Origin of the sequence: Paraburkholderia dinghuensis, assembly GCF_003837865.1 — a bacterium.
Classification (GTDB): domain Bacteria; phylum Pseudomonadota; class Gammaproteobacteria; order Burkholderiales; family Burkholderiaceae; genus Paraburkholderia; species Paraburkholderia dinghuensis.
In genome coordinates this window covers 83,871-104,360 of sequence record NZ_RQIS01000019.1, presented here as the reverse complement: position 1 = coordinate 104,360, position 20,490 = coordinate 83,871, and the positions used below count along the sequence as shown (strand labels likewise).

The window sequence follows — 20,490 nt, the reverse complement described above, 5'->3', positions numbered from 1 at the left end:
CGGATCTGTCGGTGTCGGCGTCGACGGGTCTGGTGTCGGTGTCGACGGCGATGGCGACGGCGGACAGCACGGTGTCGAGCCTGTCGACGTCGACGGACGCGAGCCTTGCGTCGCTGAGCACCGGCGCGAGCACGACTGCCAGCGGCCTGACGAGTCTGTCCACGGCCACGGTCGCGAGCCTCAGCTCGCTGTCGACCGGTACGTCGTCGCTCGCGAGCGGAGTAGGCTCGCTGTCGACGGGTCTCGATGCCTTGACGACGTCGACATCGACCGGTGTCTCGTCGCTTACGGCGGGCCTCAGCGCGACGCAGAACAACGTGACTAACCTCACGGCGTCCGCGTCCACGGCGCTCGCGCCGCTGTCTACGGGTCTTGCCAGCACCGAAAGCATCGTATCGAGCGTATCGACCCAAACGTCGACCGGCATTGCCGCACTGTCCGGCAGCCTGTCTACCGCGAGCAGCACGCTTGGCAATCTGGCGGTGTCGGGTTCCACGAGCGTTGCGTCGCTGTCGTCCGGCATTGCGACGAACGACAGCAAGATTGCGAGCATGTCGGGCTCGGTATCGACTGGCGTCGGATCGCTGTCGACCGCGCTCACTTCCGCAACGAGCTCGATGACGGGCCTGTCGGTTTCGACGGCGACCGGATTCAGCTCGCTCTCGAGCGGCCTGTCGTCGACGAACAGCACCACGGCAAGTCTTTCGGTTTCGACCCTCGCCGGACTTTCCGCGCTGTCGACCGGTCTTGCTGCGGCGACCGACGACCTGCAGTCCATGTCGATCTCGACTTCGTCCGGCATGACTGCGCTGTCGTCGGGCCTTTCGACGACGACGAGCAACGTCGCGTCGCTGTCTGCTTCCGGTTCGACGAGCCTGGCTTCGGTATCGAGCGGGGTCGCAACCGCGAATAGCACGTTGACGAGCTTGTCGGCTTCGTCGTACGGCGACGTGAATTCGCTGTCGACCGGTCTCGCGACGGTAACGAGCGATCTCGGCAGCATGTCGGCTTCCAGCTCGGCCGGACTGGCATCGTTGTCGTCCGGGCTGTCCGGCCAGCAAGGCGCGCTCAGCAGCCTCTCGACGACTTCGTCGGAAAGCGTGGCGTCGCTGTCGACCGGCCTGTCCGGCACGACCAGCAGCCTGACCATGCTCTCGACGGGGCTCGATGCACTGAGCGGCTCGACGTCGACCAGCTTCGCGTCGCTCTCGAGCGGCCTTAGCTCGACGGACAGCTCGCTCGACGTGCTCGACGCATCCGCGTCGACGGGTGTGCAGTCGCTGAGCACGAGCCTCTCGACGGTGACCACGACCGTCTCCGGTCTGTCGACCACGATGGCGGATGGTGTCGTGTCGTTGTCGTCGGGACTGTCGACGGCCAACGACATACTCACCAGTGTGTCCGGGTCCGCGACCGTCGGCCTGACGCAGGGCAGCGCCAGCGTGTCGAGTGTCACCAGCGCGGTGTCGTCGCTGTCCACGACCATCGATCAGTTCTCCGCTTCGACGTCCACCGGACTGGCGCAACTGTCTACCGGTCTCTCCACGACGAGCAGCAACGTCGCAGGTGTGTCGACGTCGCTCTCGACGGGTGCAAGCTCGCTGTCCACGGGGCTCTCGACCACGCAGAGCAGCTTTGCCGTTCTGTCGGCTTCGGTATCTGCGGGGGCAGGATCGCTGTCGACGGGCCTGTCCACGACCGAGAGCACAGTCGCCAATCTCGATGCATCGACATCGGCCGGCATCGGTTCGGTCTCGAGCAGTGTGTCGACGATCGCGGGCGTCGTGTCGAGCCTGTCGTCGTCGTCGTCGACGGCCGTCACTTCGCTCTCTACCGCCCTGGTCGGCGCGCAAAGCGACATCTACAGCCTGTCGACGACAACGTCGACGACGCTGTCGTCGCTTTCCACCGGCATCTCGACGGTCGACGGCGATATCGACAGCCTGTCGACGTCCACTTCGACGAGCCTCGCTTCGGTGTCCACCGGTGCGTCCGATCTGTCGACGTCGACGTCAACGGGCATCAGCGATCTGGCGAGCGGCTTCGACTCGCTCTCGACCAGCATGGATGGTCTGTCGACGACCGTTACGACGGTGTCGACGTCGACGTCGAGCGGCATTGCTTCGCTGTCGACCGGCATCATCACAACCACGACCACGCTCGGCACGCTGGGAAGTTCGATTTCCAGCGGGGCGAGCCTGCTCGCCGGCGGAATCAGTACCGCGAACAGCACGTTGACGACGCTGGCGGGTTCCAGTTCGACCGGTCTCTCGTCGCTGTCCACCGGGGTGAGCGCACTTGCAACTTCGGCGTCCACTGGCCTGAGCACGGTTAGCACTTCGACTTCGACCGGCCTCGCATCGCTTTCGAGCGGTCTGTCGACCACCAACAGCACGGTGGCGAGCCTGTCTGCCGGAACGTCGAGCAGCCTGAGCACGTTGTCGACGGATGTAGGCACGGTGAGCGCCAGCATGTCGGCCACGAACTCGACGATTGCAAACCTGTCGTCGTCGACGTCGTCGGGTCTGGCTTCGCTGTCCACGGCGGTCGATTCGGTTGATACCGGCCTCGAAACCACTGACAGCACCGTCGCGAGCCTGTCGACGGCGACGTCGAGCGGCATGAGTTCGCTGTCGACGAGCGTGAACTCGCTGTCCACGGGCATAGCGTCCACGGACAGTGCGATTGCCAGCCTGTCGAGCTCGATAACGTTCGATGCAAGCGGCGTGGCGGTTGACGTCGGTTCGCTTTCGACCGCGCTCGGCACGACGGACAGCTCGATCTCCACGGGTCTCGCTTCCGTGTCGACCGGTGTCGGTTCGCTGTCGACCTCGAGTTCCACGGCGATCTCGGATCTCGCGGGATCGACGTCGACGAGCCTTGGTTCGCTGTCGACGAGCGTGTCGACACTGACCTCGGACATTACGTCGCTGTCGACCGGCCTCACTACCACGAACTCGACAGTCGCATCTCTGTCTACATCAATAGAACCCTTCACTGCGCAGGTAGATGCTGCGGCAGCGCAAGGTGCGACGGTTGTGGGCACACTGATTGGCGCAGCTAACAGTGACAGTACGGCGCAGACGCGCGGAAGCAGTGGCACGACGATCGGCAGCGTCAATGTCGCCGGCTGTTCGTCGGTGTCGGGTGTGGACGCAACCGGTTCGGGCTTGTGCGCGACGGCCACGGGTGACGGTGCAACGGCTTACGGCTCGAACGCGGCCGCTACTGCGGAGAACACGACGGCAGTCGGGTTCCGTGCGTCGGCGACCTACGCGGGCTCGGTGGCGATCGGTTACAACGCGCAGGCAACTGCCGATCCGACCGTCGCGGTGGGCGCGAACTCGCTGGCCGCGGGCAACAACTCGGTGGCACTCGGTGCTGGTGCAACTGCAACGGGCGCGAATTCGGTCGCGCTTGGTGCGGGGTCGATTGCGAAGGAGGACAACACGGTATCCGTGGGCTCGACGGGCAACGAGCGGCGTATCACGAACCTGGCGGCCGGTACGGACGACACAGACGCGATCAACATGAGCCAGCTCAACGCCGTCACCGGTGGCGTCACCAGTGCGATGCAGAGCATCAGCCGGAACGCGTACTCGGGTATTGCATCTGCGATAGCGCTGACGATGATTCCGGGTGTCGATGCGGACAAGACGCTGTCGATCGGGGTTGGCGCAGGGAACTACGGTGGATATCAGGCGATTGCAGTAGGTACAACGGTGCGCGTCACGAATAACATCGGCGTGAAGGTGGGGGTCGGTGTCTCGGGCACCAACCAGAACGTGGGTGTAGGTATGACGTACACGTACTAACAGCAGGTTGTGCTACGGGGAGTGGACCGCGGGCACGTTTCGACGAAACGGGCCCGCGGTATGGGTACAAGTATCAGGAAGGGATCAATGCGTATCGGAATTTCCGTTCTCAGCCACCAGGGCCAGAATATCTGGGAAAACGGTCTGGGACAGAACACTATCTTCGTTGCGCAGACGTTTCAGCGTCTGCCGTTCGTGCGATCAGTCGTACTGATCGACGTGGGCAGCGAGCAACAATTGCCGGCCGACGTGGAGCAGGTTGCGCCGGGCCTGCGCATCATCAAACAGCAGCAGGCGACCGACGAAGTCGACGTGATCGTCGAAATGGCCGGGGCGCTCGACAACGCGTGGCTCGATCTGATGCGTGCGCGCGGGCGCAAGGTTGTGTACTACTGCTGCGGGCAGCCCTTTGTCGGACTCGTTGAGCCGGCCGTGTTCAACAAGCCCGTCCATTCGTCACGTCCGGACCGCTGCGACGAAATCTGGGTGCTCCCGAAAGACGAGGCAAGCGTGCCGATGATGCGGACATTGCATCGTTGTCCGGTGCATGTGGTTCCGTATTTGTGGCATCCCCAGTTTCTGGAGCGGCGTATCCAGGAAGTCGCGGCACACGGTTTCCATTATGGCTACGAGGCGGCGCTTGATGCACGTAAAGCCGCAGGTGGCGGGTTGCGCGTCGCGATCTTCGAACCGAACATCTCGGTTGTGAAGACGTCGAGCATACCGATGCTCGTCTGCGATGAGGCATACCGTGTCGAACGCGACAGCGTGGCCGCGATGCATGTGCTCAACACGATGCACATGAAGGACCATGTCACGATGCTGCACCTCGCGAATTCGCTCGACCTGGTGCGCGAGCACCGCGCGACCTTCCACGGACGGCACGACATCGTCGGCTTCATGGCGCAGCACGCCGACGCGGTCGTCGCACATCAATGGTGCAACGATCAGAATTACAGTTATCTGGACGTGTTGTATGGCGGCTATCCGTTGATCCACAACTCGCCGTGGCTCGCGCAGATGGGCGCCGGTTACTACTACGAAGGCTTTGACGCGAAGCAGGGGGGCGAACAGTTGCTTGACGCCTGGCGCCATCATGACGAGCAACTCCAGACGTACCGCGACCACGCACGCGCAGTGTTCGATACGGTCGATCCTTTTGGAACGGCCAATCTTGCTCAGTACGCGGTGCGGTTGCAAAGTCTGACGGGCTCGAACGGTGTGAGGAATTGACAGCATGGAGTTTTCAAACGGTACGACGGAAAAGCGTCGCAATCTGAAAGTCGGGGTGTCGCTTTTTGTGCGCAAGGGGCAGCAGTCCTTGTGGGAAAACGGCATCTTCCAGAACTGCCTCTTTCTGGTGATGTTGCTCAAGCTCGTGCCGTCGGTCAGCGAGGTGTATCTCGTGGTGGGAGGAGGCGGCGGCGACGTCGACGACGCAAAGAATTTCATCGAAGATTCGCCTGTTCCGCTGATCGATCTGAACGATGCCATGAACCGGCTCGATCTGATGATCGAAATGAGCGCCCAGTTGAATCGCGACTGGATCGTGTCGTTCCGGGAGCGCGGCGGACGCGTGATCTCCATGCGGGTCGGGAACGACTATGTGATCGACATCGAACGGATGGTCTTCGATCGCCAGCAGGCGCTTTTGATCAGCGCCGCGCCGTATGACGAGATCTGGACGCTGGCCGAGTACGAACGGACATGCATGCCGTACTATCGCAGCGCAATGCGCGCGCCGGTGCGTTTGATGCCGCATCTGTGGAGTTCAATTGTGCTCGAGCGCGCCGCCACCGCGCTGCCGGAGGGAGAGTCGTTTGGCTACCAGCCGGGCCGCGCCCGCTGGCGCGCCGGCATCTTCGAGCCGAACATCTGCATGGTGAAGACTAGCCAGATTCCGATGCTGTGCTGCGAAAACGCGCATCGGGAGAATCCGGACGTGCTGGAGCACGTGTGGGTTTACAACACGGTCGGTATCAAGGACCACGCTGGCTTCTTCGCATTCGCGCGCAGCCTCGATATCGTGCAGCACGGGATTGCTTCGTTCGAGGGGCGCTTCCCGTTCTGGCAGGTCATGTCGAAATATGTCGACGTCGTGGTGACTCACCAGTGGGAGAACGCGCAAAACTACGTCTACTACGAGGCACTCTACGGCGGCTACCCGCTGATTCATAACTCGCATCTGATCGGCGATTGTGGCTACCGCTATCACGACTTCGATTGCGAAGAGGGCGGCGGCATGCTGTTGCACGCGTTCAACATGCACGATCTGAACCTGGACGCGTACCGCCGCACCGCGAATACGTTCCTGCAGACGCTGGACCCGCTGAATCCGGTCAACGTGAAAATCTACGGTGACGCGATCGACGCGGTATTCGCCGGAGGCGCGCGATGAGCCAAAAACTGCGTGTCGGGATTACCATCGGCCTGCACCAGGTCGACGAAACGCTGTGGAACAACGGCATCAAACAGAATGGCGTGTTTCTGGCGGAGACGCTGCGCCACTGTCCGAATGTCGAGAGCGTGGTGCTCGTCAATACCACGGGCGTGCCGATCACCGACGCACTTCCGTGGGACCAGACCCGCTGGCCTGTGGTGTCGTTCGATGACGCCAAGGACAAGCTGGATGTTCTGATCGAGCTGGGCGGTCAGACGGATCCCGCGCGCACGGAATATTTGAAGGCCCGTGGCACCCGTCTCGTTTCGTATTGCTGCGGATTCGAATATATCCACGCGGCCGAAGCGATGCTGTTCGGCAAAAATATGTGGGACGGCAACCTCTTCGTGAACCTGCGTTATGACGCGCTGTGGTTCATTCCCCAGGTGGCGGGCAACACACAGTCATATCTCGAGGTGATGAGGCGCCTGCCGGGGCAGGTCGTGCCGTTCGTATGGAGTCCGGTGTTTCTGGAGGCGCGGTCGCAAAGCTTTCCGGACGGAGGGCAATACCGGCCGCGCCAGGGACCACGCAGGCTCACGGTCATGGAGCCGAACATCAATATCGTGAAGTTCTGCCTGTATCCGATATTGATTGCGGAACTCGTGTACCGGGAACGCCCCGCAGACATCGAATTGCTGCAGGTGGCCAATACGTTGCCGCTGGCGCAGACGAATCGCGACTTCATTGCGCTGATGAACCACCTCGATATTGTCCGCGCCGGCAAGGCACTATTCACGGGGCGGCACGATACGCCGACGTTTCTGGCGACGAATACCGATGTCGTGCTTTCGCACCAGTTGGAGAATCCGCTCAATTACTTTTACCTGGAGGTGTGCTGGCAAGGGTATCCGCTGGTTCACAACGCAACGTTGTGCGATGACCTCGGCTATTACTACGCCGGGAACGATGCAGGCGCAGGGGCGCGGCGGCTCAACGAAGTCATCGACCATCACGATGCGAATGCCGTTTCATACCGGGACAGGCAGCGCGCGCTGATCCAGCGCTATCTGCCGGACAACAAGGATGTCGTTTCTACCTATAGTGCGTTGCTGGAAAACTTGATGAAGGCGCCGGTGCGCTGAAATGGCGACGTCGTAGTGTCAGGTCGAGGCGTCACTGTTGGAAAGGCGGACATTTCTTTAAATATTGTTTTGCACTCTTATGAAAATAAAATCTTCTATCACCGCGGTCATGGTAATTTCGACATCCTTTATCTGGGGATGCTCGACGTATTCGGATCCCCTGCAAAAAACCGAGGTGATTTCCGCGGCGAATGGCGGCGTACAGTATCGCGTTGAATGCAAGGGTATTTTCAGTTCTTCGTCGGTCTGCGTGCGGCAGATGAAAAAGATCTGCGGCGAGCGCCAGGTCCGCCAGGTGGAAGCCAAGGATTCAAAGGATCTCAGCCTGAAAAGCGGAGATGATCCGCGCAGCATGACGTTTATGTGTGTCGCTGCAAACGGCAGCGAAGCGGGTGCGCAGGGAACACAGGCGCGGTAGTCCCCAGTCGGGCTATTGGTTCCTTCCGTTCGTCGGGCATCGTGAATGCGGCCTGGATCGGTTCCAGTTATTCCGCTTAAGCAGGATTGTTTATTGTTGTTGGAGCGAGTAATGAGAGCTGTTCTATATGCTTGCCGTCGTGGCTTGATCCGTTTTTCCGCGGGCCTGCTGGTTATCTCGGCGTCCGTTGCGGCGGCGCATGCGCAAAGTGTGCTTGCGCCCGCCACCAGCGCGCCGACACCACGTAATCCACTAGTACTCGCCGCCGGCAACGTCGGCGTACGCCAATGTTTGCCGGCGTTGAGCGCGTTGTCGGAATTCGGTGTCCGCGACGCGCGCAACAGTGATGTACTGCTCGATTGGGATCACCGCAAGCCTAATGGAGCGGCGGTGTTTTCTTTGCTCGGCCTGGAAGGGCGGGCGGGCAGTAATGCCGTGATGTCGATTTCGGCGGTGCCCGAACTCGATGGCTCGTGTTCCACATCCGCCGAACGGATCGAAGTCGCGCCCAAGTCGTGCAAGGCGGTTGCTGACGCAGAGTTGCGTGGCTTTCAGGCGACGAAATTGCTGCCCCAGATGACTGTCTACGCGAAGCAGCAGGATCCAGGATCGACGGTCTCGTTGATCGAAACTTCCGGAAGCTGTCTGGTCATCCGGCGTTTTGTGAAATTCGCGGCGACGTGGACTGCGGCAGGTGCGGTCGGGCCGGGGAAATAGGCTGGTTACGCTGACTGAATTTACTGGCACGTTTTGAAGCGCGATCAGAAATTCAGATTCGCCCCGGTGGCTTCACGACGGGCCATCATGGGGATGCGATTGCACGCAGCGTCAGTCGCTACGCAATCGCATGAAATGTTAGATATTCGAAACGTATATCCGACTAGGTAAGGCGCTCACAACGACGAATCTTCGCGTTGCTATCATGGTCGCGCTCTGTTCGGGAGCACTCGATGAACAACAAATTACCATTCGTTGTGGTTGTATCCTGGTGTCTGATTACGCTTGCTTGTGCACAGGAGTCGCAAACTCAAGCGGTTCCAGCCACGTCTGCGCCACCGGTCACACCAACGAGCGCCCTTCATCTGGTGCCGAGAAACGACGCTCCGGCGGGCATGCTTCATCAATGGCCTCACGCGATGGGTCGATCGCAACCGAGTCATGACGAGAGCCTTGGAGCGCTGCTGGCAGCACATCCGGAATTGCAGACGCACTCGCATATGACGTATGCACCGAGCACCCGCGTCCTTGTGGGTGAGCGTGCCCGGCTGCAACCGCCTGGTAGCGAATTTAGCGGCGAATTTAAACCCCTGCAGTAGCCAGGATTCAGGTCCGTAAGCCGTGCCATTTCGTACGCGAGGAATGCAGGTCATCAAACTGCCTGAGGCGAAGAAGCGCTTCGCGCTGCTGCCTCGTCGCTGGGTGGTCGAGCGCAGCGTCGGCTGACTCAACCCGTTCAGGTATCTGGCTTGCGACTACGCCCCGAAGGAAGTCTCCTTGGGGCATGTCATGTCGCTGCCGAACCCAGCCTGCTGCGGCAGGTCTAAGCACGTAATGCCCGTTTGCATGACATACAGGATGCCGTTCAGTGTTGCGCGGTCACCTACCTTGCGGCGTCGACCACCTTTGGGTGAGGGTGTGAACACCGTAAGCAGTGGTTCCAGCACCGCCCATAATTCGTTAGTGGTTTTTCGTCTGGCCATACCGCCATGGATATGGCGCTCACGGGCGGATGTCCGGGTTGTGTTAGCCACGCTAACTTACCAACCGAGGCGAATCGTAGCAGGGTAAATAACGTTCCAGGCTATCTATTATTTTAGAGTATTCTCGAAAATGGACAAAGATCTCAGCAAAGCAGGTATTCCTCTTACTGGCGAAGAATATCTCGAGAGCCTGAATGATGGCCGCGAAGTCTGGATATACGGTGAACGGGTATCTAATGTTGCGGAGCATCCGGCGTTTCGTAATACTGCACGTATGGTGGCCCGTCTTTATAATGCGCTTCATGATCCGCTGCGCAAGGCGTGCCTTACAAGTCCTACTGAAGGGGGGTACACTCATCGCTTCTACCTCCCTGCTAAAACCGTAGAGGAGCAGATTGCACAACGCGATGCAATTGCGGACTGGCAGCGCAGCGTATATGGCTGGATGGGGCGTTCACCCGATTATTGCGGCGCAATTGTTGGCGCGCTCGGTGCAAATGGGCCGTTTTACCAGCGATTCAAGGAAAATGCCCGAAATTGGCACGCCAAGGCTTGCGAGCGGACCTGGTATTTCACTTTTGGCATTCAGAATCCTCCGATAGATAAAGGCGGTCCGGAAACCTCAGGTGTTCACCTTCGGGTTGTAAAGGAAAATGATGCTGGAGTTTATGTAGATGGCGCAAAGGTGGTTTGCACCAGTGGAGTTTTCAGCCACTACGTCTACATTTCACATGACGTGGCGGAGCCGATAAATTTCATCGTGCCAGTCAATGCGCCCGGACTCAAACTCTTATGCCGCGTATCAAACGAGTACCGGGCTGGTGTTCTGGGAAGTCCGTTCGATTATCCGCTTTCCAGTAGATTTGACGAGAACGACTCGATTCTGGTGTTCGATAACGTATTTATTCCGTGGGAAAACGTTTTATCATATAAAATGGATTTGCCTCTGGATGAAAGTTATTCAGATCGCTTTATCGAGAGAAATGAGCTTCACGGAATAACGCGATTCGCAGTCAAGATGGATTTCCTCGTTGGGCTTTTTGCGCGGGCGCTTTCAATTACGGGTGCCAGCCGTGTGCAAGGCGTGCAGGCGCTCATAGGCGAGATGATTGCCTGGAGAAATATTTTCTGGGCCCAATCCGATGCGATAGCGAGGAGCGCTACGCCGTGGCACGGCGGTGTTGCTCCAGATCCGAACGTTGCGTTCGCGGGGAGTGTGCTGCAGCAGACAGCCATACCCCGCATACGAAGTCTCATCGAGCAGGCAATTGGAAGCGGTTTCATTTACGTCAACTCTCACACGAGCGACTTCAAGACGCCAGAGATTCGCGGCTATCTTGAGAAATATTTGCGCGGTACGGAAGGCGGCACTCGTGCACACGAGCGAGTGAAAGTCATGAAGGCGCTATGGGATGCGTTGGGTACCGAGTTTGGCGGGCGGCACGAGCTGTTTGAAATCAGTTACCACGGAAACAACATTTCTACCCGCCTTAGAAATCTGCAGGCGGCGTTTGATACTGGCAACCTTCAACGGTTCGCGGACTTTGCGCAATCGGCAATGGATGAGTATGACCTTGATGGCTGGACGGTTCCCGACCTCATTAATCCGGACGATATCAGCATCCTTAACGCCGCTGATAAAACCTCTCCGTAGTGCGAGGGCATCATGATTATTGTCGGCCATGCTTTTCGCAAACTGGCAAATTGAGAGATGCTCTCGTGTAGGCAAATAATGCGGAATCTGATCGATCGCTGGTAGTCGGTTTGAGGTTTGCGTTTCGGTGGGGCAGGCGTGAGGCTCGTTCGCCCGCGATTGCCGGGTCGCCGGGTTACGGTGATCGATGCGCTGGGCGTCTGATGCAACGCGATCGGGAGCACAGCGTAGCGACCGCTGCCTCACGACATGGATCGAAGCGTGTTTGCGCGCGGCGTCGACCACGCCCGCCTCACTTCTATCGCGCCATTACCCCTTGTCGCTCGCGAGACGGATCGTCACGATCAGCGATGCATCGTCGAGCGCTTCCAGCGCATGCGGCGTCCCCGCTTCGAGCAGTAGCATGTCGCCCGCATGAATCGTCCGCGGCTCGCCGTTCACGGAGAAGCGCACCACGCCTTCCACACATTGCACGGTGATCTCGCCTGGCGTGTGGTGTTCGGCGAGCTGTTTGCCCGCGGGCAGCACGATCCGGATCACTTCGAGCTGTTTCGAGCGGATCAACGTCGTGGACTTCGCGTCCTTCAACGCGCCGCCGAGCGGGCTCACGTCGAACGGCTCGCCGGGTGACGCATGGGGAATGGCCATAAAAATCTCTTATTCGATGACGCCGGCCGCGCGCGCGTCATGCACGATGCACACCCCGCACCGATGGCCGGCAAGGAACGCGGCACCTTGCGCGCTCACGAAACAAGCGCTGCTTTCAGCGTGATCTTCGCGTTGTTGGCAAATAGCTTCGACAGCGGGCAATTTTCCTTTGCAGCCGTCGCGAGCTTTTCGAAGTTCGCCTGATCGATGCCCGGGATTTTCGCCGTCATGTCGAGGTCGCACGCCGTGATCGAGAAGCCTTCGCCCACCTTGTCGAGCGTAACGGTCGACCGGGTTTCGATGCTGTCGGCCTTGAAACCCGCATTGGTCAGAAACAGCGAGAACGCCATCGTGAAGCAGCCCGCATGCGCGGCGCCGATGAGTTCCTCGGGATTGGTGCCCGGCCCGCCTTCGAAGCGCGACGCGAAGCCATACGGCGCGTCTTTGAGTACGCCGGTCTGCGTGGAAATCGTGCCTTGCCCGTCTTTGATGCCACCGTGCCATCTGGCCGATGCCGTCCTCTGCATGATGTTTCTCCGCTGGATTGGAAAGGGATGCGCGTTCAGCGCCGACTCAAGGCCGCGGTTGCCCGGCAAACCAGGCCGCCGCGGCATCGATCTCCGCGAGGGTCATGTTGCGCGCGATATTGCGCATCTGCTCGGAGTTGTCGTTGTGCCGGGAGCCGTCCGCAAACGCAAGCATCTGGGCCTTCGTATAGGCTGCGGGCAGACCGTCGAGCGACGGGGCGCCGACCATGAACTCGATACCGCCGTGGCACGAAGCGCACGCCGGAATGTTGCGCAGGGGCGAGCCGTGCGCCACGATCGGGGGTGATGCGCCGTTCACGTGGACGGGGCGCGGCAGCGAGGCGTACCAGGCCGCGAGGTCGCGTATGTCCTGGTCGGAGAGATTGCGCGCCATCGGCGACATCACCGCGCTTACACGCACGCCACTTCGGAAGTCGTGCAGTTGCTTGTATAGCGAACTTGCGGGTTGCCCCGCGAGATTAGGCGAATTCGCCTCGCTGATGCCTTGCGGTCCATGGCACATCGAGCAGCGCAGCCCGAGCGTCGCGCCGCGGCCGATCGAGAGTTGCGTGGGATTGTCGAGCATGTGCGGCGTGAGTTGGGCCGTGCTGACCTTGTAGCCTGGCGGGATAGCTGATTCGACCGGATGCCACTGGCGCGGCACGCCCGCGGCGCTGCAGATCGCGTTCCAGATGCCCGTGAAGTACGGATCGGTTTTCACGGAAGGCAGCCATACGAAGCCGATCAACACCGACACGATGAACGCCACAATCGACGCACCGACCCCGGCGCGGAACCACGGATTGCGTAACGAGAACAGCGTATCGTCGTTCATCGCAGCGCTCCAATGGGGATCGCAGGTACGGACGTGTTGTTGTTCGCGATTGCCTGCGCGATCGGATAGGCGTAATTGGTGACCGTGAGTGCGATCATGAGCACGACCCACAAGGCGAAGCTGTTGAGCGCGACGGGCAGTGTGTGCGGCTCGTGGACAGGTGTGCTGAAGCGGTATTCCTCGGCGGCGATGCGCTCGCCGCGATGGCCTTGCACCAGCACGATGAAGAACAGGATCCCCGAAATGACGAGTATCAGCCCGCCGAACACTGAGATCACGACGAGCATGGCCTGCGGCGCGATCGCGGGATCGGTGAAGTCGAAATAGGCCATGCGGCGCGGCATGCCCATGATGCCGACGAAGTGCCACGGAATCGTCGTGACCATCATGCCGATGAACCACAGCCACAGTTGCCAGCGCATGAGCCGCCAGTTGGTGAGCGCGCGGCCCGTGAGCTGCGGCCACAGATCGTAGGCGATGGCGAAATACATGATGACAATCGCACCGCCGAAAATGAGGTGAAAGTGGCCGGTGATCCACTGCGTGTTGTGGATCGTCTGGTCGAGCTGGTAGCTCATGTTGATGAGGCCGCCCGCGCCGCCGAGGCCGAGCATGACGAACGAGAACGCCACGGCGAGCATCTGCGGATTGTCCCACGGCAGCTTCGCGATCCAGCCGAAAGTGCCGGTGCCGCCGCGCAGGCGGCCCGCGATTTCGACCGAGGCGCAAATCGTGAAGACGGTGAGCAGCGTCGGCACCGATACGAGCGCGGTGAACACCGTCTGCACGAACTTGAAGCCGGAACCCACGTGCGGATCGGTAAAGAGGTGATGCAGGCCGATCGGCATCGCGACGACGAGGAACAGGATGAATGAAATACGCGCCATCGCGTCGCTGTAGAGCCGCCCGCCGATCGCGCGCGGCACGATCGTGTAGTAGGCGACATACGCGGGTATCAGCCAGAAGTAGACGATCGCGTGCAGCGTCCACGAGAAGAACACGCGCGCGAGGCCGGCGTCGATGGTCGTGCGCAGGCCGAGCGCAACCGGCAGGATCTGGAACAGCACCTCGATCGCGGCGCCCACGGCGGTCCAGCCCCACAGGTAGGCGCCCGCGGTGCTGGCGAACATGGCGAGCGGCACCGGCTTGCCCGGGTTATCCCGCTTCCAGATGTGGCAGTTCACGGCCATGAGTCCGACCCAGACCCACGAGCCCACCACGACGAGCACGACACCGATGTAATAGAACACGTTGCCGATCATCGGCGGATAGAACGTGAAAAGCACGGAAGCGAGTCCGAGCGCCACGGTCACGGACGCGATGACCCCGCCGAGCGCGACCAGGATGAAGCCGGTCCATGCCCAGCGCACGCCGATGAGCGGCCGCTTGAGCGCGAGTTCGGTGACCGCGTAGCCAAAACCCATCGCGACCAGCGTGGGCAGCGCGTAGCCCATCACGGTGCCGTGCTCGGTGACCGACCGGTAGTACAACTCGGGATTTTGCAGCCACGGATGCAGCGGGCTGCGCACGAGCATCTGCCAGGCGCCGAGCAGCAGCGCGACGCCGAACAGGATGAACGCGAGCCAGAAGTGAGCCAGGACGAGTCGCTTGTTATTTAACACAGCTGAGTCTCCGCGCGTTGCCGGCCTGTGCGGCCATCTGCATGAACGAGTCCTTGTCGATGACCTTCACGTGCGCCCACATGCCCTGGTGGCCTGGGCCACAGTACTCGTGGCAGGGCATGAGGTGATCGCCCGTGCGATCGAAGGTCGTGCGGAACGTCGATACATAGCCCGGTTCGACCATCGAGTTCAGGTTCGTGTCGGTGATGAGGAAGCCGTGTATGACGTCGGCACTCGTCGCGCGAAACGTGATCGGCACGCCTGCGGGCACGAGCAGGCACTGCGGCGTGAACGAGTATTCCTGAGCGATCAGGCGCACCGTCACCGAGCCGTCGGACTCGACGGCGCTGCCGAGGTTCGGTTCGACGAATTCGCCGCTCATGTGCAGCGAGGTGACGTCGACTGTCTCAACGCGTGACGGCGGCATCATCGCCCAGTGCAGGCCGGTGTAGACGACCATCGCGACCAGAACGGACACAAGCAGGACCATGGCTATCGCCCAGCGACGCTCTACGCGGGCGGCGACGTCGGCACTGGCGTGGGGATCGGTTGGGCTCGACATGGGATCGGACCGTTTTATTTATTGAATGACGCCGCGAGGCAGGAACACCAGGAAATAGAACGCGAACCAGATGATCGTCACGATGGCCGTTGAGACGGTCGCCAGCGCGAGCGCGCCCCCCGGCCCGTGCTGTACGATCTCGTCGACGCGCTCGGCCAGCGGGCGATCGCCTGGTGTTTCGGGAGCAGGAGTCTCGATCATCGTGAGCGCCTCAGAAGAGCGGCGCCGCGCGCAGTGCGTTCACTTCGCGCACGGACACCGGCGTGCCGTGATTGCCCCACGCCGTGCGGATATAAGTCACCACGGCCGCCACTTCCTCGTCGGAGAGCAGCTGGGCGAACGGCGGCATGCCATAGGGCGTCGGATTCTTGATCGTGCCCGGCGGATAGCCGCCGTTGAGCACCATGCGGATCGGGTTGACGGCGGAATTCATCTGGATCGACTGGTTGTTCGCGAGCGGCGGGAAGGCGGGCGGCATGCCCTGGCCTTCTGTTGCGTGACATTCCGCGCATTGCGCCGCGTAGATTTTCCTGCCGAGCGGTACGAGACGGGCCGCCTCTTCGGCGACGTAGGTGCTGCGCGGCGAGGTGTCGACTTCGTTTGTGTGGCCTGGCAACGCCTTCAGATAGACCGCCATCGCGCGTATGTCTTCGTCGCTGAGGTACTGGAGACTGTTTTTGACGACCTCGGCCATCGGCCCGTAGACGGCGCCGCGCGTGCACACGCCCGTTTGCAGCAGATCGACGATCTCTTCGATGCTCCACTCGCCGAGACCGGCTTCCTTGTTCGACGTGAGCGACGGTGCGTACCAGTCCTGCATCGGGATCAGCCCGCCCTGGAATTGCTTCGACGTCGAAACGCCGCCGAGCGCATTGATCGGCGTGTGGCACATCACGCAGTGGCCGAGCCCCTGGACGAGGTACGCGCCGCGGTTCCATTCCGTCGACTGGGCGGGATCGGGCTTGAATTCACCGGGCCGGAAGAACAACGTGCGCCAGCCGATCAAGAGCGAGCGCTGGTTGTAAGGGAAGCGCAGGTTGTGCTCGCGATTTGGCTGATGGATCGGCGGCGTCGAAAGCAGGAACGCGAAGATCGCATCGGAGTCGGCGCGCGTGACATTCGTGTATGACGCGAACGGCATGACGGGATAGAGCAGCGTGCCGTCGCGCGACTTGCCGTCGTGCAGCATGCGATAGAACTCGTCGGCGGTCCAGGCACCGATACCGGTTGCCTTATCCGACGAGATGTTCGGCGAATAGAACGAGCCGAACGGCGTCTCCATCGCGCGGCCGCCTGCGAACGGTTTGCCGCCGGGGTTCGTGTGGCAGGCGATGCAGTCGCCCGCGCGCGCGAGGTATTCGCCCAGCGCGATTTTTTCGGCCGCGTTGGCGGGCGCGTGCGGCGGGGCCGTCTGGGCGCGCACGAGCGCGCCGGCCGCGCACAGCGTCGCAACGAGGAGCGGGATACCGAATCTGAGGGATCGAAGTTTGCGCACGTCGAGGCCTCGGCTAGTTGGGGACGCTGCCGCAGGCGATCGGCAGTGGCGCGGGCGCCGCGGGCGTCGGATCCGCTGGCGCGGGCTGCACGGCGAGCCACGCGGCGATCGCCGTGATCTCGCGGTCAACAAGGCGCGAGGAGATGTCGTGCATACAGTTGGGGCTCGCGGTGTGGCGCGTGCCGTAGCGGAACGCGCCCAGTTGCGCGCTGATGTAATCGGCGTGCAGGCCGACGAGGCCCGGGATGGCGGGTCGCATGCCCGTAAGCTCGGCGCCGTGGCAGGCCGCGCAGGCCGGCACGTGGCGCTGCGGCGCGCCGTGCTGGACGAGCTGCTTGCCGAGATCGAGGGTGGCGGCGTCGACTCGCGGCGCTGCCGGCGCGGGATAGGGTGGGTGTAACTCCGCGAAGTGCTCGGCCATCTGCTTGAGGTACGCGTCGGGCAGATACGCAAGCAGATAGTTCATCGGCGGATAGCTGCGTCCGCCGTCGCGGAATGCGATCAGCTGATTGAACAGATAGCCGGCAGGCTTGCCGGCGAGACGCGGGAAGTAGTCGTTGTCGGTTCCTTCGCCGTGGACACCGTGACAGGCGGCGCAGGCGAGCAGGCGTGCCTGCATCGTATCAGGCGCGCGCTCTGTGGCGGGTGGTGCCGCGAAGAGCGGCGCACACGGGCCGAGGAGCACTAGGACGATCAGGACGATTCGCTTTCTCAAAGACGCCCTCTTGCGGTTGTGACAACACAAACCTGATGCAATCCGGTATCGATGAGGTGCCGGGTCGCGCCGTGCTATTGGCTAGCTGGCGTCCCCGTAAGCATCCTCTGGGGGACATTATGGGAGAAAAATCGAGACACGCGGTGCGAAGGTGTACAAAAAATAGAATGATGCGGGGTTTATACCGGGCGTCGGTATCACGTTAGCTAACGACGTCGACATGCGGCTGCCTGCAGACGCGCAAAAATTGCCGAAGCAACGGACAGGCGCGATCGTTGCAGAGGGGAGCCACAAGGCAGGGGGCGGCGCAACGAAATGACGAAGCGCAGCCATTTACCTGACTTCACGTAGCGCGCAGGGCTTCGCCACTCAGACTATGTCGACGACGATCTCGCCACGCGCGCTCGCGTCGACGATGGCTTCGTATTCCGAGGCGGCCCGAGGCGGCCGTGCGCAGACCGAAGCGGCGCGGGTCTACCCACGGCGTGAGCTTGCTGGCGTCGGCCGGCCGCGTCGACTGCGCGAGTATTTCGTCGTGATGCGCCGGATGCTGGCAGTTCAGCAGCGGATAGAGCGCAACAGCTGCCAGACGACAGAAGTTCCACAGCGGTACCGATTCTTTCCACGATTCTGCTCGAATTGTTGCGGAATAGACAATTGTCAATTCCTGATGACTCGTGGGTCGGATTTCTGAGATTGTGCAATTCTGTGTTCGCAGAGTTACGAGGAGTTAAAGCTGCGGAAAAGAGCGGAACGGATGAACGCTGTCATCGAATCTCACTTTCGCTAAACCTGGTCTCATTCATCGCATCTGCGTTGATATCAGTTACCGAGAAGGCTGACTGATGCACCAAACAGATCAGGCTACCTAATCATTTCCGCGACTGCGATGTCGGTTCGGAAATGATTGCGCTTCCCGCTAAACGGCTCGTGAGTGTCTATGCACCTCTGGCCGGTCCAGATTACTGAATGAATAACAGAAAGCTTGCGCAGCAATGGTCCACCCGGATTGGCGGGTTTTTCTACTGCATGGTACTTTGCTGCACCACAGCGTCCGCACAGATGGTGACGGCTCATCCGAATCCGGAATGCCAGCTGAAAATGGAAGCCCGTCTGCCGATGACTGAGAATTCGGGGCATTACATCGTTCCCGTGAGCATCAACGGCAAGGACTACCCGATGATCGTCGACACGGGTGCGAGCACGTCGCTGACGCCCGCCGTGGCCGACATGATGGAACTCGCCACGGATAACAGCTCCGCACGGCGGGCCGCCGGTATCGGCACCGAGGTCCGGTCGGAATACCCCCGTATCGTGCCGTCGCTCAAGCTGGGGCCATCGGAATGGATCAACCTCGAGGTCCTGACCTCCGACATGCTGTCTGCAAAGATGAAAGCCATGCAGCCGCCACCGGTTGGTCTGCTCGGGGCGGATGTCCTTTCGCGCTACGACGTCGAATTCGACTTCCCCGCCAGACAGATGACGCTCTATACGGCGCAGAACTGCTTCGGCTCGTTTGCCCCGTGGCAGGGACGGTATTTCGAATATATGCCGGATCCGTCCAGACAACACCGTTTCCTGTTGCCGGTCGTACTTAATGGCCATCCCACAGACGCTTTGCTCGATACCGGCGCCACGCGATCCATGGTGACAAAGCAGTCCGCATTCGACGCTGGCGTTGACGAACACAGCGCTATTCCGGTGCGGCAAGGTTCCGCGACAGGCTTCGAAGGGACGCCATTCGCTGTGCGGACCTACCGGTTTGCCAGCGTTCAGATCGGCCCCTCGGTCTACCACCAGGTTCCGGTGGACGTGGTCGATACCAGGCTAACACAGGGCGGCATGCTGCTCGGCATGGATTTCATGCACTCAAGGCGTGTGTGGGTGTCGTATTCGAACAATGTGGTGTTCATGCAGCCCGCTGCAACCGCAGCCACGCATTTGTCTACACCGGCATCGCCACCGGTTACGCCCGCTCCGGCCACTACCGGATCAGCGACATCGACGGACGACAGTGAGAGCCTGCACGAGCTTCTCTCGAGCCGGCCCGATCTAAATACGCACACGCACATGACTTATTCCCCCACCGTCCGCGTCTGGCAGGGGTCAAGGTTGCAGTTGCCTCCACTACATTATTCCCGCCCCGTCCCCGACTGGCAGGGGTCAAGCTCGCAGTTGGTTCCGCTACATTGAGTCATCGGTCCTGTCGTAACGGGCCTATGCAAGGTCTCTGAACTGGACGGCAGGAACCTTCAGCGACATGAACGTCATGTTCACTTGGACGATGCACAGGTCGGCGGTACGGCGACTTTTGCAGCGTGAATCCGCGCCGCGCTATTTCTTCACATCGACGAAATTCGCATCCCGCGCAAGTAGCCAGCGACCGCCAGCGTCTCGGTGCAACAGCGTGAGCGTATAGCCCGCGCGGCGCACGGCTTGCGTGGCGCCAGGCGGGGTCACGCTGATGTCGATGTAGTTGCGTATGAAGGCCCAGTCGCCCAGCACCTGAAGCTCGACGATCCGGGCCGTGCCGTCGATGCGCATGCCCGCCTGCGAAGCCGATGCGGCCGCGAATTCCGCCTTGCCGAACGGTTCCATGCCCGGAACCATGAACACGACGTCGTCGGTCATCAGGCTCAGGACTTTCGCGGTGTCGCCAGCGGTGCTTGCGGCCATCCAGGTGTCCACGAGTTCGCGGATCGCGCGTTCGTCAGCGGTCATCATGCGCTCCGGAGCGTGTGTCAATGCGCACGATTCTAGCCACGTATAGGCCCTGCATTACGCTCCATCGGCCAATGCCACGCCAATCGCGACAAAATTGAAGCGCATTACCGACCACGATTGAATCGCCGCACGGAACAATGACTTTCGCATGTCGTTGATTATCTCTATTTATAGCCTAATCCAGACTCGCTTCCATCGACCTCAAACGCCGCGTGCAGCGCTGTTGCATGGAGAACAATTACGCAGCCCG

At 61.0% G+C, this 20,490-nt stretch carries 20 protein-coding genes and 2 pseudogenes; 9 read left to right on the top strand and 13 right to left on the bottom strand.

The window, feature by feature from the left end:
* The 3 genes from D1Y85_RS27200 to D1Y85_RS27190 all read right to left on the bottom strand — a co-directional run.
* A partial coding sequence (locus D1Y85_RS27200; protein ID WP_185219082.1) for a hypothetical protein occupies positions 1-1,486 on the bottom strand: 1,486 nt, incomplete at its 3' end.
* A 3-nt stretch (positions 1,487-1,489) separates the two neighbouring features.
* Positions 1,490-1,822, bottom strand: coding sequence for a hypothetical protein (locus D1Y85_RS27195; RefSeq protein ID WP_185219081.1), 333 nt, complete (start codon positions 1,820-1,822; stop codon positions 1,490-1,492).
* Between the two features lie 39 nt (positions 1,823-1,861).
* Positions 1,862-2,998 (bottom strand): hypothetical protein, encoded by a 1,137-nt coding sequence (locus D1Y85_RS27190; RefSeq protein WP_185219080.1) that lies wholly within the window; start codon positions 2,996-2,998, stop codon positions 1,862-1,864.
* Between the two features lie 40 nt (positions 2,999-3,038).
* On the opposite strand from D1Y85_RS27190, the gene D1Y85_RS27185 reads away from it, so the two are divergent.
* The 7 genes and pseudogenes from D1Y85_RS27185 to D1Y85_RS27735 all read left to right on the top strand — a co-directional run.
* The gene (locus D1Y85_RS27185) at positions 3,039-3,815 is read left to right on the top strand and encodes a YadA family autotransporter adhesin (RefSeq protein ID WP_185219079.1); all 777 of its coding nucleotides are present in this window, start codon (positions 3,039-3,041) and stop codon (positions 3,813-3,815) included.
* Between the two features lie 87 nt (positions 3,816-3,902).
* Positions 3,903-5,048, top strand: a complete 1,146-nt coding sequence (locus tag D1Y85_RS22420; RefSeq protein WP_124153268.1) for a DUF2827 domain-containing protein — start codon at positions 3,903-3,905, stop codon at positions 5,046-5,048.
* A 4-nt stretch (positions 5,049-5,052) separates the two neighbouring features.
* Positions 5,053-6,213, top strand: coding sequence for a DUF2827 domain-containing protein (locus D1Y85_RS22415; RefSeq protein WP_124153267.1), 1,161 nt, complete (start codon positions 5,053-5,055; stop codon positions 6,211-6,213).
* Entirely contained in the window at positions 6,210-7,340 is a 1,131-nt protein-coding gene (locus tag D1Y85_RS22410; protein ID WP_124153266.1) for a DUF2827 domain-containing protein, read from the top strand. The genes D1Y85_RS22415 and D1Y85_RS22410 overlap by 4 nt, the downstream gene beginning before the upstream one ends.
* Before the next feature lie 79 nt (positions 7,341-7,419).
* Complete coding sequence (locus D1Y85_RS22405) at positions 7,420-7,758, top strand: hypothetical protein (RefSeq protein WP_124153265.1); 339 nt, start codon at positions 7,420-7,422, stop codon at positions 7,756-7,758.
* 144 nt (positions 7,759-7,902) lie between these two features.
* On the top strand, positions 7,903-8,475 hold the full coding sequence (locus D1Y85_RS22400; RefSeq protein WP_124153264.1) for a hypothetical protein: 573 nt from the start codon (positions 7,903-7,905) through the stop codon (positions 8,473-8,475).
* A gap of 642 nt (positions 8,476-9,117) precedes the next feature.
* A pseudogene (locus D1Y85_RS27735) lies at positions 9,118-9,198 on the top strand (IS5/IS1182 family transposase); the annotation flags it as partial.
* A gap of 59 nt (positions 9,199-9,257) precedes the next feature.
* Here D1Y85_RS27735 and D1Y85_RS22390 read toward each other — a convergent pair.
* Positions 9,258-9,458, bottom strand: a pseudogene (locus tag D1Y85_RS22390) (transposase); the annotation flags it as partial.
* Between the two features lie 130 nt (positions 9,459-9,588).
* On the opposite strand from D1Y85_RS22390, the gene D1Y85_RS22385 reads away from it, so the two are divergent.
* Positions 9,589-11,112, top strand: a complete 1,524-nt coding sequence (locus tag D1Y85_RS22385; RefSeq protein ID WP_124153262.1) for a 4-hydroxyphenylacetate 3-hydroxylase N-terminal domain-containing protein — start codon at positions 9,589-9,591, stop codon at positions 11,110-11,112.
* Positions 11,113-11,421: 309 nt separating this feature from the next.
* Here D1Y85_RS22385 and D1Y85_RS22380 read toward each other — a convergent pair whose 3' ends face one another.
* The 8 genes from D1Y85_RS22380 to D1Y85_RS22345 all read right to left on the bottom strand — a co-directional run bounded on the left by D1Y85_RS22380 (position 11,422) and on the right by D1Y85_RS22345 (position 17,420).
* Positions 11,422-11,760: a cupin domain-containing protein gene (locus D1Y85_RS22380; protein WP_124153261.1), complete on the bottom strand. Its 339-nt coding sequence runs from the start codon at positions 11,758-11,760 to the stop codon at positions 11,422-11,424.
* 95 nt (positions 11,761-11,855) lie between these two features.
* Complete coding sequence (locus tag D1Y85_RS22375; RefSeq protein ID WP_124153260.1) at positions 11,856-12,287, bottom strand: OsmC family protein; 432 nt, start codon at positions 12,285-12,287, stop codon at positions 11,856-11,858.
* Between the two features lie 46 nt (positions 12,288-12,333).
* Entirely contained in the window at positions 12,334-13,122 is a 789-nt protein-coding gene (locus D1Y85_RS22370; RefSeq protein WP_124153259.1) for a c-type cytochrome, read from the bottom strand.
* Positions 13,119-14,744 carry a cbb3-type cytochrome c oxidase subunit I gene (locus D1Y85_RS22365; protein WP_124153258.1) on the bottom strand — a complete coding sequence of 542 codons (1,626 nt, stop codon included), beginning with the start codon at positions 14,742-14,744 and terminating at the stop codon, positions 13,119-13,121. The genes D1Y85_RS22370 and D1Y85_RS22365 overlap by 4 nt, the downstream gene beginning before the upstream one ends.
* Positions 14,734-15,306 (bottom strand): cupredoxin domain-containing protein, encoded by a 573-nt coding sequence (locus D1Y85_RS22360; RefSeq protein WP_124153257.1) that lies wholly within the window; start codon positions 15,304-15,306, stop codon positions 14,734-14,736. Before D1Y85_RS22360 ends, D1Y85_RS22365 begins: the two co-directional genes overlap by 11 nt.
* 18 nt (positions 15,307-15,324) lie before the next feature.
* Positions 15,325-15,507, bottom strand: coding sequence for a hypothetical protein (locus tag D1Y85_RS22355; protein WP_124153256.1), 183 nt, complete (start codon positions 15,505-15,507; stop codon positions 15,325-15,327).
* A gap of 10 nt (positions 15,508-15,517) precedes the next feature.
* Positions 15,518-16,801 (bottom strand): c-type cytochrome, encoded by a 1,284-nt coding sequence (locus D1Y85_RS22350; protein WP_425466968.1) that lies wholly within the window; start codon positions 16,799-16,801, stop codon positions 15,518-15,520.
* Between the two features lie 13 nt (positions 16,802-16,814).
* The gene (locus tag D1Y85_RS22345; protein WP_124153274.1) at positions 16,815-17,420 is read right to left on the bottom strand and encodes a c-type cytochrome; all 606 of its coding nucleotides are present in this window, start codon (positions 17,418-17,420) and stop codon (positions 16,815-16,817) included.
* Positions 17,421-18,485: 1,065 nt separating this feature from the next.
* On the opposite strand from D1Y85_RS22345, the gene D1Y85_RS22340 reads away from it, so the two are divergent.
* Positions 18,486-19,709: a retroviral-like aspartic protease family protein gene (locus D1Y85_RS22340; RefSeq protein WP_124153255.1), complete on the top strand. Its 1,224-nt coding sequence runs from the start codon at positions 18,486-18,488 to the stop codon at positions 19,707-19,709.
* A gap of 141 nt (positions 19,710-19,850) precedes the next feature.
* On the opposite strand, the gene D1Y85_RS22335 is transcribed toward D1Y85_RS22340, so the two are convergent.
* A complete protein-coding gene (locus D1Y85_RS22335; protein WP_124153254.1) occupies positions 19,851-20,237 on the bottom strand; it encodes a YybH family protein in 387 nt (128 codons plus the stop codon).
* Positions 20,238-20,490 lie beyond the last annotated feature (253 nt).

Bases quoted from the DNA above. Each gene is read 5' to 3' on its own strand.
- D1Y85_RS22345 (WP_124153274.1), bottom strand. From the start codon at position 17,420: ATGCAGGCACGCCTGCTCGCCTGCGCCGCCTGTCACGGTGTCCACGGC.
- D1Y85_RS22375 (WP_124153260.1), bottom strand. From the start codon at position 12,287: ATGCAGAGGACGGCATCGGCCAGATGGCACGGTGGCATCAAAGACGGG.
- D1Y85_RS22335 (WP_124153254.1), bottom strand. From the start codon at position 20,237: ATGACCGCTGACGAACGCGCGATCCGCGAACTCGTGGACACCTGGATG.
- D1Y85_RS22340 (WP_124153255.1), top strand. From the start codon at position 18,486: ATGAATAACAGAAAGCTTGCGCAGCAATGGTCCACCCGGATTGGCGGG.
- D1Y85_RS22385 (WP_124153262.1), top strand. From the start codon at position 9,589: ATGGACAAAGATCTCAGCAAAGCAGGTATTCCTCTTACTGGCGAAGAA.
- D1Y85_RS22355 (WP_124153256.1), bottom strand. From the start codon at position 15,507: ATGATCGAGACTCCTGCTCCCGAAACACCAGGCGATCGCCCGCTGGCC.
- D1Y85_RS22380 (WP_124153261.1), bottom strand. From the start codon at position 11,760: ATGGCCATTCCCCATGCGTCACCCGGCGAGCCGTTCGACGTGAGCCCG.
- D1Y85_RS22420 (WP_124153268.1), top strand. From the start codon at position 3,903: ATGCGTATCGGAATTTCCGTTCTCAGCCACCAGGGCCAGAATATCTGG.
- D1Y85_RS22360 (WP_124153257.1), bottom strand. From the start codon at position 15,306: ATGTCGAGCCCAACCGATCCCCACGCCAGTGCCGACGTCGCCGCCCGC.
- D1Y85_RS22405 (WP_124153265.1), top strand. From the start codon at position 7,420: ATGAAAATAAAATCTTCTATCACCGCGGTCATGGTAATTTCGACATCC.
- D1Y85_RS22415 (WP_124153267.1), top strand. From the start codon at position 5,053: ATGGAGTTTTCAAACGGTACGACGGAAAAGCGTCGCAATCTGAAAGTC.
- D1Y85_RS22410 (WP_124153266.1), top strand. From the start codon at position 6,210: ATGAGCCAAAAACTGCGTGTCGGGATTACCATCGGCCTGCACCAGGTC.
- D1Y85_RS22370 (WP_124153259.1), bottom strand. From the start codon at position 13,122: ATGAACGACGATACGCTGTTCTCGTTACGCAATCCGTGGTTCCGCGCC.